The organism is Streptomyces lycii (assembly GCF_009735685.1).
Classification (GTDB): Bacteria; Actinomycetota; Actinomycetes; order Streptomycetales; family Streptomycetaceae; genus Streptomyces; species Streptomyces lycii.
In genome coordinates this window covers 1-13,588 of the sequence record NZ_WHPN01000381.1, presented here as the reverse complement: position 1 = coordinate 13,588, position 13,588 = coordinate 1, and the positions used below count along the sequence as shown (strand labels likewise).

General features: G+C 70.7%; 10 protein-coding genes and 1 pseudogene. 7 read left to right on the top strand and 4 right to left on the bottom strand.

From position 1 onward, the window contains the following. Window positions 1–401: glycoside hydrolase family 11 protein (locus tag GCU69_RS34840; RefSeq protein WP_170315936.1), on the bottom strand; the 401-nt coding region annotated here is incomplete at its 3' end. A 229-nt stretch (window positions 402–630) separates the two neighbouring features. On the opposite strand from GCU69_RS34840, the gene GCU69_RS26115 reads away from it, so the two are divergent. The 4 genes from GCU69_RS26115 (at window position 631) to GCU69_RS26100 (ending at window position 7,407) form a co-directional block, all read left to right on the top strand. Further along, a complete protein-coding gene (locus GCU69_RS26115) occupies window positions 631–1,263 on the top strand; it encodes a hypothetical protein (RefSeq protein ID WP_098753976.1) in 633 nt (210 codons plus the stop codon). A gap of 85 nt (window positions 1,264–1,348) precedes the next feature. Next, window positions 1,349–2,305, top strand: a complete 957-nt coding sequence (locus tag GCU69_RS26110) for a hypothetical protein (RefSeq protein ID WP_156207354.1) — start codon at window positions 1,349–1,351, stop codon at window positions 2,303–2,305. 88 nt (window positions 2,306–2,393) lie between these two features. Further along, the gene (locus GCU69_RS26105) at window positions 2,394–3,875 is read left to right on the top strand and encodes an AAA family ATPase (RefSeq protein WP_156207353.1); all 1,482 of its coding nucleotides are present in this window, start codon (window positions 2,394–2,396) and stop codon (window positions 3,873–3,875) included. Between the two features lie 235 nt (window positions 3,876–4,110). Next, a complete protein-coding gene (locus GCU69_RS26100; RefSeq protein ID WP_156207352.1) occupies window positions 4,111–7,407 on the top strand; it encodes an AAA domain-containing protein in 3,297 nt (1,098 codons plus the stop codon). A gap of 103 nt (window positions 7,408–7,510) precedes the next feature. Here the strand turns inward: GCU69_RS26100 and GCU69_RS26095 are convergent, their stop codons facing one another. Further along, complete coding sequence (locus GCU69_RS26095) at window positions 7,511–7,990, bottom strand: ATP-binding protein (RefSeq protein WP_156207351.1); 480 nt, start codon at window positions 7,988–7,990, stop codon at window positions 7,511–7,513. A 170-nt stretch (window positions 7,991–8,160) separates the two neighbouring features. Here GCU69_RS26095 and GCU69_RS26090 point away from each other — a divergent pair. Further along, window positions 8,161–9,021, top strand: a pseudogene (locus tag GCU69_RS26090) (helix-turn-helix domain-containing protein); the annotation flags it as partial. A gap of 263 nt (window positions 9,022–9,284) precedes the next feature. Here GCU69_RS26090 and GCU69_RS26085 read toward each other — a convergent pair. Then, window positions 9,285–9,476: a hypothetical protein gene (locus tag GCU69_RS26085; RefSeq protein WP_176604655.1), complete on the bottom strand. Its 192-nt coding sequence runs from the start codon at window positions 9,474–9,476 to the stop codon at window positions 9,285–9,287. 173 nt (window positions 9,477–9,649) lie between these two features. Between GCU69_RS26085 and GCU69_RS26080 the strand changes: the two genes are divergently transcribed. Continuing rightward, the gene (locus GCU69_RS26080) at window positions 9,650–10,318 is read left to right on the top strand and encodes a maltokinase N-terminal cap-like domain-containing protein (protein ID WP_156207349.1); all 669 of its coding nucleotides are present in this window, start codon (window positions 9,650–9,652) and stop codon (window positions 10,316–10,318) included. A gap of 179 nt (window positions 10,319–10,497) precedes the next feature. On the opposite strand, the gene GCU69_RS26075 is transcribed toward GCU69_RS26080, so the two are convergent. After that, a complete protein-coding gene (locus GCU69_RS26075; protein WP_098753969.1) occupies window positions 10,498–11,880 on the bottom strand; it encodes a cation:dicarboxylate symporter family transporter in 1,383 nt (460 codons plus the stop codon). Window positions 11,881–12,066: 186 nt separating this feature from the next. Between GCU69_RS26075 and GCU69_RS26070 the strand changes: the two genes are divergently transcribed. After that, window positions 12,067–13,588: sensor histidine kinase (locus GCU69_RS26070; protein WP_156207348.1), on the top strand; the 1,522-nt coding region annotated here is incomplete at its 3' end.

The window sequence follows — 13,588 nt, the reverse complement described above, 5'->3', positions numbered from 1 at the left end:
ACCTCACCGTTGTAGCCGCCGTTCCACTGGCTGGTGGTGGCGTACTTGGCGGTGCAGGCGCCTCTCCCGGGAGGCGGAGTGGTCTCGTCCGGCTCCGGGTCCGGATCGGTGCTTCCGCTGTTGAGCCTGATGTTGGAGCTGCCCAAGCTCTGGTAGCCCTCGGTGGCCATGATCACGTAGTAGTTGAAGGATCCCAGCTGCATCCCGGCCCGCTGCCAGGCGTCGAAGTGGGTGCCGGTGTTGATGGTGCCGCTGGACCGGTGGCTGGTCCGGACGCTCCAGTACTGCTGGAAGGTCTTGGTGCCCTCCACCGACGGTGCGTTGGTCATCCGGGTGGACTCCAGGAGCGTGTACGTACCGCCGTCGGCGTTCATCGACGAGGCCAGGCCTGCCATGCGCATGCCACGCCTGACTGGAAGCGGCACAACGGTCGGGCTCGGCACGGTGGTTGTCAACGGTCACCGCAGCATTTCCGAAATGCTGCGGCCCACCGGGAGGAAGGGCCGGCGCCCCGGCCGGGGCCCGGCGCCCGGTGCACGGCCCCGTATCGAGGCATCCGGCGTGGATGCCAAGATGGTTACCCGCGACTACCAGTGACCAGTTGAGCACCACCCACGGGGAGCGGACAACGTGAAGAAGACCCTCTCGGCGGCCGCGGCCGGCGCTTGCGCGGCCGTCCTTCTGACCGCGTGCGGCAGCGGAGAATCCGGCGACTCGGGCAAGATCGAGGGAGCGGACTCCAGCCCGTCCGCTTCGGCCTCCGCCTCGTCACCGGGCAGGGACCGCCCGAAGATCGAACTCCCGGAGGACATCCAGCTCGTCTTCGAGGACACCAAGACGGGTGACCCGGTGAAGGACGCCGTCCTGGCGGACAGCGCCGAGCGCATCCGTGCCATGGACGCGGCGATCGTCAACGCCGACCCCGACTCGCCGGCGGTCCTCTTCTACTCGCATCGCGTGGCACAGGCTTCCGCCCAGAAGTCCATCAAGTGGTACAAGGACGAGGGCTACTCGCTGACGGGCACCTTCCGTTACTACGACCGGGAAGTGTCGTTCGACGACGACAAGACGGCCGTGGTGACGTACTGCGGCGACGAAAGCAAGGGGTTCGCGAAGGAGCGCGACAGCGGGAAGGTTCTGAAGACCCCGGTCAGGAAGACTTCGTACGTCCGCTACGTCGCCCGGCAGAAGAAGAACGCCGACGGAGTGTGGCAGACCAGCCACATGCGCACGGAACGGGGAGCCGAAGCATGCCAGCCGTGACGGTCCCGAGGAGCATCGTCAAGACCTCCGCCGTCGCTTCGGCAGCCGCGGTCCTGCTGCTGATGCCTGCCGGGGCTCACGCCAAGTGCCCGGCGGCGGCGATGAACAATCGTCCGAGACTTCGGGCGACCACAACGAGTCGGAGCAGACGATCTCCGCCGAGGTCGACGGCATCCGCTACGACCACTCGAAGAACGGCAAGGGAGAAACGGTCGGTCCCGTCACCCCCGTGACCAACTGGAAGCCGCCCGCCTGCTGGTTCGCGCCGACGCACACGCCGGAGGAGTTCAGGAAACTCTGGGCCGAGGAGCGCCTGCCCATCGTGAACGACGAGGCGTGGGTCGAGGAGATGTACGACAAGTACGAGCGCGGCAAGCCGTACAAGGACTGGAACCTCGACAAGACCGGCGAGGGCATGTGGTGGACCGCCGTGTTCAACTCCGACCCGGACGTCGAGGGCGACACCACCGAGTGTTTCGAGAACCCGGGCTTCTGGGCCGCCAACGAAGAACGGCCCGAGCACGAGCAGGCCGTCGACGGCGAGATCCTCTCCGGCCTGGCCTACGCGCAGCTCCGCGTCCCGGACACCGACATCTCCCTCAGCCCGGACGCCGACGGCAAGCACGTCGTCAACCTTCCGACCTGGGCCTGGCTGGACGAGTCGACGTTCCGGCCGGTGTCCGTCACGGCGTCCGTGCCAGAACTCGACCTGTCGGCGACGACGACCGCGACCCCGGTGTCCCTCAAGCTCGAACCGGGCACCGAGGACGCCGAGCTCCACCCGGCCTCCGGCGAGTGCGAGGTCAACGGCGACGGCAGCATCGGCAAGCCCTACACGAAGAAGGCCGGCAACGAGGACCCGCCGTGCGGCCTCACCTATCTGCGGGCGTCCTCGTCCGGTGAGCCGTACCCGTTCAAGGCGACGGTCACCTGGGACGTCAGCTGGACCAGCTCCGACGGCACCAGCGGCGAGCTGCCCTCCGGCAGCTACGGCACGACGACGGAGCTCACGGTCGGAGAAGTGCAGTCCGTCAACCGTTGATCCCTCGCAGGTCAGGGCAGGGAGGACGGGGCGAAATTCTTGTATAGGTGGAGTTATAATAGCTGCACCTATACAAGAGGGAGGTGCGATGGACAAGCCTGCGGAGATGTTCGACCGGGATTTCGAGTGGTCCGAGCTCACCCGGTTCTCCCGCTACTCCGGCCCCGAAGCCACCCTGGGCGTGGTGTCCGGGCGCCGCCGCCAAGGCAAGACCTTCCTGCTCGACGCGGCAACGCGAGCCTCCGGCGGCTTCATGTTCACCGCCACGGAGACCACGGAGGCTGACGCCCTCCGTCAGTTCGGAGCGGCCCTCGCCGACCACTGCGGTGAACCGGCTCCCTTCCGGTTCGCCCACTGGGACGAGGCGATCACCCGGCTCCTGCGCATCGCCACCGACGGCCCGGTTGTCGCCGTCATCGACGAGTTTCCCTTCCTCGCCAAGGCGTCGCCCGCGCTGCCGTCCATCATCCAGCGTGGCCTCGACCCGGCCGCCCGCCGGGACAACACTCCCGTACGCCTCCTCCTCTGCGGTTCGGCGCTGTCCTTCATGGGCCGGCTCCTCTCCGGCAACGCTCCGCTGCGCGGCCGGGCCGGACTGGAACTCGTCGTCCCCACGCTTGACTACCGTCTGGCCGGGCAGTTCTGGGACATCGCCGACCCGTGCACCGCCGCCCTCACACACGCCGTCGTGGGAGGTACTCCCGCCTATCGCCGTGAATTCACGCAGGGCGACACCCCCGCTGACCGGGACGATTTCGACGACTGGATCGTCCGGGCGGTCCTGAACCCGGGCCGGCCGCTGTTCCGCGAAGCCCGTTACCTGCTCGCCGAGGAGCCGGAACTCCACGACACAGCGCTGTACCACTCCGTACTGGCGGCCATCGCCTCCGGCAACGCCTCACGCGGTGGTATCGCCGACTATCTGGGCCGCAAGTCCACCGACCTCGCCCACCCTCTGCACGTGCTGGAGGACGTCGGTCTCATCCGCCACGAAGCGGACGCGTTCCGCCGCAACCGCTCCGCCTACCGCATCGCCGAGCCGCTGCTGACCTTCTACCACGCCGTGATGCGCCCCAACTGGGGCGATCTGGAACGCCCGGGCCGCGCAGCCGCGGTCTGGAGCCGCGCCCAGGCCACCTTCCGGAGCAAGGTCCTCGGTCCGCACTTCAAAACGCTCTGCCGCGAATGGGCCCGCTGGCACGCGTCCCCCGGCACGCACGGCGGTCACCCCGCCCGGGTCGCTGCCGGTACGGTGAGCGACCCGGCCGCCAAGACCGGGCACGAGGTGGACGTGGCCGTGTTCGGCCGCGACGACTCGGCCGACGGTCCGGAGCACGAGGTGCTGCTGGCGATCGGTGAAGCCAAGTGGAACGACACCATGGGAATCGGCCACCTGCGCCGCCTTGAGCACATCCGCGGGCTCTTGGCGACGCGCACCGGAGCTCCCGGCCGAGAGCCGCGGCTCATGTGCTTCAGCGGCGCGGGCTTCACCGACGAGCTGCGCCGGATCGCAGAGCGCGACCGCGGCGTCCAACTCGTCGACATGCACCGCCTCTACCACGGCCACTGAGCCGTGTGCCGATGGTGCACTTTGCGCCTTGCCGCGCAGCCGTCAACGAGTGGCTGTGACCAGCGATAATCCTCATGATTGCTGCTCAGATGCATTTTTCGCTCACCTGGCCACCCGTCGGACAGCCCGCTTCGTGAAAGCGCCGGCCAGCGCATCGCACCGTGCTGTGTGGGTAACGCTCGGTGCCCGGTGGGTAGTGTGCTGGCCCGGGGATCCGACAAGGGGGCGGCGGCAGGTGGGGTGGCGCGAGGAGATCGCTGCGGCACTGGACGAGTGGATCGCGAGCGAAGGCGGTGCGGGCAGGACCCCGCGTTGGCAACGGATCGGACGGGCGATACGGGCCGGCGGGCCGGGCGGATACGCGGTCGATCTGCGGGGCTCGGACATCGGCCCCGACCAGCTCGACAGCCTGAAGCTGGCAGGGCCCGAGCCGGACGGCATCGAGACGGAGGGGTTGTCCGTCTCGGAGACGGTGCAGAACGGCTCCTTGCTGACTCTGAAGGTCGCGGAGTTCGCCGATGTCGCGGACCCGCACCTGTGGATGCTGAAACAGCCGCCGACGTTTCTGATCGAAGCGCTCCGCGACGGCATCAACAGCCTCGGCGAGGCACCGCTCGCCGCGGCCCTGGCCGCGGGGAGGATCGGCGGGGAGTTCTCGCCGGCGCCCGAGCCGCCCGGATTCCACCCTGCCCAGCACGAGGCGTACCGCGCTTGTCTGGGCAGGGGTGTCCACCTCGTGTGGGGCCCGCCGGGCACGGGCAAGACGACGGTTCTCAAACGAGCCATCGGTGATTTGATCGGCGGCGGCAAGCGGGTGCTGCTGGTGTCCGCCACCAATGTCGCCGTGGACAACGCCCTGCTCGGCGTGGTCAAGGAAAAGCGGCACGGCCCCGGGGACATCGTCAGGGTCGGCCCCCCGCAGCTCAAGGAGGTGGCCGACAACCCCGAGGTGTCCCTACCGCTCATGGTGCGGGAGCGGCTGGCGGAGACCGCGGACCGCCGCCGCGGGATCGAGAGCGAACTCGTGGCGCTCCGTGCCCGCGCCGCGGAGCTGGCGGCGCTGGAGACGTCACTCACAGGGTTCGACTCCTCTGCGTACTTCGCCGCGCTGAAACTGCTGCGGGCTCCGGGCCAGGGTCTGGCCACCGCTCGATCGCGGGCGGCAGCGGCCAAGGCGCGGGAAGCCGAGGCGGCCGAGACTCTGGGCGACGCGGAGACGGCAGTGCGGCACGCCGACGCGCGGGTGGCAGCGGTGGAGCCCGCGCGCAGGCTGTGGCGTCAAGTGGACGAGCTGCGGGCGGAACAGGCTTCCGTCCGGAAGGCGGCGGAACGGAGAGAGGCCGACGCCCTGCTGGCCGACGACCGCGTACAGGAGCTGCTCTCGGAGCTGCGGCAGTTCGAGGGCAAGGGTGCCCTGGCCCGATGGCGCAGCCGCGAGCGGCAGGACGGCATCCGGGCGAAGCTGGGCGAGGCGGAGCAGCGTGCCGTTCGCGCGCGTCAGGAGGCGGTGAGCGCACGGGCCGTCGCGAACTCCCACCACACCACGCTCGAAGCACGGCTGGCCGAGCTGACCCCTCACATCTCCTGCACCCGCGAGGAGATCCAGGGATACGACGCAGCACTCCGGTCCGCCCGGACAGCCCTGGAGTCCGCGGAGATGCACGCGCAGTCCTGCGGGCGCATGGTCACCGCCCTCGACCGCGCTCTGAAGCGCGCGGAAAAGGCCGATGCCTTGGCCACGGATGCCCAGCGCAAGGGCTGGCCGGAGCGCCACGCCCAGGCCGAGCGGATACGGCCACTCGTGGCCGCAGACCGGAAGCGCCGCCCCGAGTTGGAGAAGCGGTTCAAGGCTGTCCAGGAGGAGTACGAGCGGCTCGCCCGCAACGCCCAGGGCGAGATCATCAAGAACGCCGGGCTGGTGGCCACGACGCTCGCGCGGTTCCGCACCAACAAGGCCGTCTTCCAGGGCCCGTACGACGTCGTCCTGGTCGACGAGGCCGGCTCGGCCACCCTGCCCGAAGTCCTTCTCGCCGCCGGGAAAGCCTCCCGTGCGGCCGTCCTGCTCGGGGACTTCATGCAGCTCGGTGCTGTCATCCCCCGCGACCTCAAGGATTCGGACCGGCCCGACGTCAAACGGTGGCTCCTGCCCGACGTCTTCCGGCACTGCGGGATCACCGAACCGGCCCAGGCCGCACGCCATCCGGCCTGCGTCACCCTGATCGAGCAGCACCGCTTCGGCCCCGCCGTCATGCGGCTCGCCAACGAGCTGGCGTACGGCGGAATGCTGCGCGGCAGCAACCACGCTTCAGCCCGGACACCGTCCGACGACGACCCCGAAATCGTCTTCGTCGACACGGACGGCCTGCACGAACTGGCGAGGGCCCACCTGACCGGCAGCCGCAAGGGATGGTGGCCCGCGGGCTCGCTGATCTCCCGGGCCCTGGTCGACCACCACCACGACAAGGGTGAGGAGGCGGGCATCGTCACGCCCTACGGGGTGCAGGCGGAAGCCACCCTTGAAGCCCTGCGGGACGTCGAAGGCAGCACCGGACGGCCACTGGCCGAGGTCGGCACGGCGCACCGCTTCCAGGGCCGGGAGTTCCCCGTCGTCATCTTTGACACCGTGGAGGGCGCCAACAGCCGCGAGCTGTGGATGGCGATGGCACACCGGCAGCCGGACGCCAACGACTGGCAGCGCGAAGGCGTACGGCTGCTCAATGTCGCGGTCACGCGGGTGCAGACGCGGCTGTACATCATCGGCAGCGCGCAGCGCGTCTCCAGGGCGAGGCGCGGTACGGCGCTGGCGCAGGTGGCGGGGATGATCGGCACGCCAGGCGTACGAGTCCTCCGTGCGAAGGATTTGATCACACCCCCGAGCACGCCCGGCGTCAGACTCGGCCCATTCGGCACGGAACTGGCCGACGTCCTGAGCCGGCATGTCAAAGTGACGGACGTCCACGACGAGCGCGCCTTCTACGAGGCTTTCGTGGACGGGCTCCGCGCCGCGCGCACTTCCATCTGGCTGTGGGCGCCATGGGTGGCCAAGCGGGTCCGCGCCGTCCTCCCTGAGCTTCGGGACGCGGTACGCCGAGGGGTGCGGGTCACGGTTTTCCTCCGCGACGCCACCGACCAGCTCCAGCGCAGGAACCAGGAGCTCATCACCGACCTGCGGGCCATCGTGCACACGGTCGTCCCCGTCAATGTCATGCATCAGAAAATTGTGGTGATCGACGAGCGGACGGTAATGCTCGGCAGCCTCAACGCGCTGTCGCAGAGCTGGACCCGCGAGGTGATGCTGACGATGCGCGGCGCGCGCTTCGCCCGCAAGCTGCTGGAGCACGAACACGCCGAGCAGTTCGCCCGGCCGCCGAAGTGCGGCCGGTGCGGAGGGGCGGACATCGAGATCCGGCGCCGCAGCAACGGGGTCTGGTTCTGGCGCTGCTACGCCACTGCCTGCAAGACGGACCCGAAAACTGGCCGTAGCAGGGCCTGGAACCAGGACATCCGACTGGGCGGCCGGGCGCGTCGCTGAGGCCGGGCCTGCGGGGGCCCGCTCGGGCTTCTGGGTTCGACCGCCCTTGCCCCGGGCGCCTGAGCTTGCCCGCCGACCCCCGGCGGTCGTCCGGCGCGCGGTGTCAGCTTCTGCCGTCCCACTGACCACGCTGTACGGCGCTCGCTTCCCCGAGCGGTCCCACGACGCACTCCGCCCACACCGTTTTCCCGGGCCCGGTGCGGTCCTGGACGCCCCAGCCGGCGACCGCCTCGACGAGGGCGAGGCCGCGCCCGTGGTCGTCCTCCCGGGCCGGGTTGCCGGGCACGGGGAGGGCGGGGCTGGTGTCGGACACCTCGACCCGGACGGTGGCGGCCCCGGTGTCGTAGGCGAGCCGCAGGGCGCAGTCGCGGCCCGGGACGCGGCCGTGCAGCACGGCGTTGGCGGCGAGTTCCGCGACGACGAGCGTGACGGTGTCGAAGGCATGGGTGCCGCGGCGCAGATCCCAGTCCGCGAGCTGATGCCCGGCGAGCAGCCGGGCGAGGCGCGCGCCGCGCCGGGTCGCGGAGAAACGGTGCGCGAACGTGCGTACGGTGACGGGCACTTCGGTGCGTGGTGCGGTCATGCGGCCAGCCTCGCGGGGCGAAACCGCAGTTCGGGAGGGATGCCGCGGATACAGATTCCGTTGTATCGGCTCACCCGCTGGACCGGGTCGGTGACACTGGGTAGACAGGGCGGGACGGTGCGTGGCCGATCACGTACGGGACAGCACGGGCACGGAGGGCGGGGACCGGAATGGTTGCGGGCAACGGAGGCGGAGGCAGCGGAGGCACCTGCCCGGCCGGTGAACCGGAGACCTCGGACAGCCTCAGGACCTTCGGCGCGGTCCCGAAGGCGCTGCGCGAGGAAGCGCGCCTCACCCAGGAGGAGTTCGCGCCCCGGGTGCGCTACTCGGCTCCGTACGTCGCCAAGATCGAACAGGGCAAGCGGTACCCGCCCCGGGATCTGATCGACCGTTCGGAGGAGGTCCTGGGCATCCCGGCGGCCCGGGTGCTCGCGGCAGCGGCGCGGAGTGTGACCCGGAAGGTGGGGCTGGCGTCGTGGTTCTTGCAGTGGGCGGGGATCGAGGAGGACGCTGTTTCGTTGTACGCGTACGAATGCCGGGTGGTGCCCGGTCTGTTGCAGCCCGAGCCCTACATCCGAGCGGTCTTCGAACGTCGATTGCCGCCCATGTCGGAGGAGCAGCTCGAACAACAGGTCACCGCCCGGCTCGACCGGCAGAAGCTACTGACCCAACGGCCGAACACAACGTTCTGCTTCATGCTCGAACAGACTCTCCTTGAGCGGCGCCTGGGCGGTGACGAAGTGACTCGAAGTCTCATCGATCACCTCCTGGAACAAGGGCAGCGCCGCAACGTCGAAATCCAGGTCATGCCTCTGCGACCGGAGGACCACTTCGGCTTCGACGGGCAGATGTATCTCGCTGAAACTCCTCGTCACCAGTGGGTCGCGTACGTCGAGGCGCACGACAGCAGCGCCCTCATCAGTGACTCGAAAGCAGTCGGTCCCATGCTTCAGCGCTATGGCAGGATGCGCTCACAGACTCTGAGCCACCAAGCCACAGTGGGCCTGCTGAGACAGATGCGAGGAGACCTACGAGCACCGCTGAACGCGACTGGTTCAAAAGCAGCTACAGCGGCAGTGGCGGCGACAACTGCGTCGAGGTCGCCGTACAGCCCGAGGCCGTGCTGATCCGGGATTCGAGGACACCCGGCGGCCGCCGCTCACCGTGTCACCCGCGGCGTGGTCGGCCTTCACCACCCGCACGGTCCGCGACCACGCCTGACCGGCGCGCGACCGGCGGGCGGACCCGGAGCCGGACGCCGCCCGGGGCGTGCCGCCGGTCCCCGTGCCGTTGGCTAATCACCGTCCCCGTTGGACCTGTTGAGGCCGCGGCGGTTCTTCCCGGAGCCGCGCAGCAGTTCTCCGGCGGCGAGCGTCACGGTCGCCACGACGCGGGCCCAGCGGGGCCCGCCGCGCTCCGCCCAGACCACACAGGCGCATCCGCCCGCGACGAGCGCCACGATGCCGAGCAGCACCAGAGCCATCATGTTCCCCACCTCTTGCCTTCGTTCGAACGGTCCCTGATCGTCTCAGGCCGGGGAGCGGATGCCCTCGGAACGGTACGGGCGAGTCGTCCGGCCCGCGGGCGGTCCGGTTGCCGAGGGCCGGTCCGCGGCCCCGGGATGGCCGGGTGTCGGTGCGATGGAGGAGGATCGCCGGTATGGCTGTCATCCACCACACCACCATCAAGCCGACCAAGCTCGAACTGCTCACCTCCTGGCTGCCCGGCCGGCCGTGGTATCGCGGCGGCGCGGGAGAACCGGAGCTGGCCGCGGCCGGCGGCTTCCGGCTGGACGACCCGGCGGGCGAGGTCGGGATCGAGTTCATCGTCGTGAACGACACGTCCGGCCCGCAGCCGGTCAGCTATCTGGCACCGCTCGCCTATCGTGGTGCGCCGCTCGCCGGGGCGGAGCAGGCCCTGCTCGGCACCATGCAGCACGGTGTGCTGGGGCAGCGCTGGATCTACGACGCCGGGCACGACCCGGTGTTCGTCGCCGAACTGCTCGCCCTGATCGCCGGCCGGGTCCGGCCCCAGCACCGGAACGACAGCGACACCGTCGATCACGACATCACCCGCTCCTGCTCCGGTGACCTCCCCGCCCCCGTGGAACCGGGTGCCGCCACCGCCACCGACGACCAGGAGGGCACCCTGCTGCACGCGGTGCCCGGTGCCGCCGTCCGGCTGCACCGGGTGCTCCGTCCCGTCCCGGGCGGCGCGGATCCCGTACCGGCGGACGCGGCCGGGCACGTCGCCGGCTCCTGGGACCTGCCGGACGGCACCCGCGTCCGGGGGCTGTACGTCACCGTGCGCCCGGAGCCCGCCGGATAGCCGGCGGGAGCCCGCCGGACCGGCCGGCCCCGGCGGGTGCGGCCGCTCCGGTCCCGGCCCGCCCGCCGCGGAGCGGAAAAGGTGACGCCCCTCCGGCGGCCAGGGGAAACCGTCGGAGGGGCGTCCGGGGGATGGTCTTCGTGTGCCCGCCTTCCGGCGGGCGAACCGTGCTGGAGGCGTCAGACCACGGCGGGCTGCTTCTCGCCGCCGCCCGGCTGCTCCGGGATGTCCGCCTCGGCCGGAGCCGCGGCGTGATCGTCCACGAAGTTCGCCTCGTCGAACGGGAGGCGGCCGGCGAGGACCGCGTCCACCCGGTCCTTGTCGATCTCCTTCGTCCAGGTGCCGATGAGCACGGTGGCCACCGTGTTGCCCGCGAAGTTCGTCAGGGCGCGGGCCTCGCTCATGAAGCGGTCGATGCCGACGATCAGGCCGACGCCGTCGACCAGTTCCGGACGGTGCGACTGGAGGCCGCCCGCGAGGGTCGCCAGGCCGGCACCGGTGACGCCCGCCGCGCCCTTCGACGCAATGATCATGAACAGCAGCAGGCCGATCTGCTCGCCCAGGCCCAGCGGGTTGCCCATCGCCTCGGCGATGAACAGGGAGGCCATCGTCAGATAGATCGCGGTGCCGTCGAGGTTGAAGGAGTACCCGGTCGGGATGGTGATGCCGACGACCGGCTTGCTGACGCCCAGGTGCTCCATCTTCGCGATCGAGCGCGGCAGCGCCGACTCCGAGGACGAGGTCGAGAGGATCAGCAGGAACTCCCGGCCGAGGTACTTCAGCAGCGCGAAGATGTTCACGCCCGCGACGACCCGCAGCAGCGTGCCGAGGACGACGAACACGAACACCAGGCAGGTGGCGTAGAAGCCGATCATGATGACGGCGAGCGACTTGAGGGCGTCCAGGCCCGTCTCGCCGACGACCGCCGCGATCGCGCCGAACGCGCCGACCGGGGCCGCCCACATGATCATGGCGAGCACACGGAAGACCAGCCGCTGGATGTGGCCGATGCCCCGCAGCACCGGTTCACCGGCGGACCCCATGGCCTGCAGCGCGAAGCCGACCAGCAGGGCGACCAGCAGCGTCTGCAGCACCTCGCCCTCGGTGAACGCGGACACCAGGGTGGTCGGGATGATCCCGACCAGGAACTCCACGGTGCTCTCGGCCTCGGCACCGGCCTGGGCCTCGCCCGCGCTGCGGGCGGCCTCGGTGAGGTCGAGTTCGACGCCCGGGAGGACGTTGCCGACGACGATGCCGATGCCCAGCGCCACGGTCGACATGACCATGAAGTAGCCGAGCGCGAGTCCGCCGACCGCGCCGACCTTCGCGGCCTTCCGGACCGATCCGACGCCCAGCACGATCGTGCAGAAGATGATCGGCGAGATCATCATCTTGATGAGGTTGACGAAGCCTGTGCCGAGGGGCTTGAGCCCGGTGGCGGCGCCGGGCGCGACGAACCCCACGAAGATGCCCGCGAGCACCGCGCCGATCACGGCGATGTAGAGGTAGTGCGTTCTGTCCCGCTTGGGCCGGCCGGCTTCCGCCGGGTTCTGCGCAGCCACGGCTGCCCTCCTCGTGTATGTCCTGGTCCAGCGTCGGGGCGCGCTTCGAGCGGGCCCTTACGTGCGGCTCACGTCCTGGACGATCCTGGCGAATATCCACCAGCGCGTGACCGGGGTCACCCTTGCGTTCATTACGTTCACAAGACCTTTTCGGCCCCGGCGGCCGAAAGGGGCAAACTGGGGCCCATGCGTCTCCCCCGCCCCCGCAGCCTGGCCGGCCAGCTCTTCGCGATGCAGGTCGTGCTGGTCGCGGTCGTCGTCGCCGGGTGCGCCGTCTTCACGTACCTCACGGACGGGCGGCAGGCCCGGGGCGCCGCGGCGCAGCGGGTCACCGCCGCCGCGCGGGCCGTCGCCGCCTCGCCGTCCGTGGCGGCCGCCATCCGCGGCGACGACCCGACGGCCACGCTCCAGCCGTACGCCGAGCGGGTGCGGCGCGACGCCCGGATCAATTTCGTCACCATCATGAGCCCCGACCGGATCCGCTGGACGCACCCGGATCCCGACCGGATCGGCGAGGAGTTCCTGGGCCACACGGCGCCCGCCCTGCGGGGGCGGACCTTCACCGAGACCTACACCGGTACGCTCGGTCCGTCCGTGCGGGTCGTGACCCCGGTACGGGACGGGGACCGGATCGTCGGCCTCGTCAGCGCGGGCATCACGGTCGACCGGATCGGCGCCCAGCTGCGGGGCCAGCTGACGGTCCTCGCCGGGGTGGCCGCGGCGGCCGTGCTGCTGGGCGGCCTCGGCACCTACGTGGTCAACGCCCGGCTGCGCCGCCACACGCGCGGCATGAACGCGGCCGAGCTGAGCCGTATGCACGACTACCACCAGGCGGCGCTGCACGCCGTACGCGAGGGGCTGCTGATGCTGGACGGACAGCGCAGGGTCGCCCTGGTCAACGACGGCGGCCGGGAACTGCTGGGGCTGCCCGCCGACGCCGTCGGGCGGAACGTGGCCGACCTGGGCCTGCCGCCGCCGCTGACCGGCGCCCTGCTGTCCTCCGAGCCCCGCGTCGACGAGCTGCACCTGACCGCGGAACGGGTCGTCGTGGTGAACACCTCGCCGGTGTCCGGCGGTGAACGGCGCGGCACCGTGGTCACCCTGCGCGACCACACCCAGCTCCAGGCGCTCTCCGGTGAGCTGGACTCCGTGCGCGGCTTCACCGAGGCGCTCCGCTCGCAGGCCCACGAGGCGGCGAACCGGCTGCACACCGTCGTCTCGCTGATCGAGCTGGGGCGGGCGGACGAGGCGGTGGAGTTCGCCACCGCGGAGCTGGAGCTGGCGCAGGCGCTGACCGACCAGGTCGTCGCCGCGGTCGCCGAGCCGGTGCTGGCGGCGCTGCTGCTCGGCAAGGCGGCGCAGGCCAACGAGCACGGGGTGGAGCTGGTGCTGGCGCCGGACAGCCGGATCGACGACGGGGTGCTGCCCCCGGCGCTGCCGGCCCGCGACCTGGTGACGGTGCTGGGCAATCTGATCGACAACGCGGTGGACGCGGCGGCCGGGGACGGGGGCTCGGCGGGGCCCCGGGCGGTGCGGCCGCGGGTGACGGTCACCGCCCGGGTCACGGAGGACGAACTGCTGCTGCGGGTGCGGGACACCGGGCCGGGCGTGGCCCCGGACGCCGTCGACGAGATCTTCGAGCGGGGCTGGTCGACCAAGGCGCCGCGGCCCGAGCCCCGGCCTGGCGCGCCCGCGGAGATCCCTCCGG

Coding starts and splice junctions, on each gene's coding strand:
- GCU69_RS26080 (WP_156207349.1), top strand. CDS start 9,650: ATGGCTGTCATCCACCACACCACCATCAAGCCGACCAAGCTCGAACTG.
- GCU69_RS26095 (WP_156207351.1), bottom strand. CDS start 7,990: ATGACCGCACCACGCACCGAAGTGCCCGTCACCGTACGCACGTTCGCG.
- GCU69_RS26105 (WP_156207353.1), top strand. CDS start 2,394: ATGGACAAGCCTGCGGAGATGTTCGACCGGGATTTCGAGTGGTCCGAG.
- GCU69_RS26085 (WP_176604655.1), bottom strand. CDS start 9,476: ATGATGGCTCTGGTGCTGCTCGGCATCGTGGCGCTCGTCGCGGGCGGA.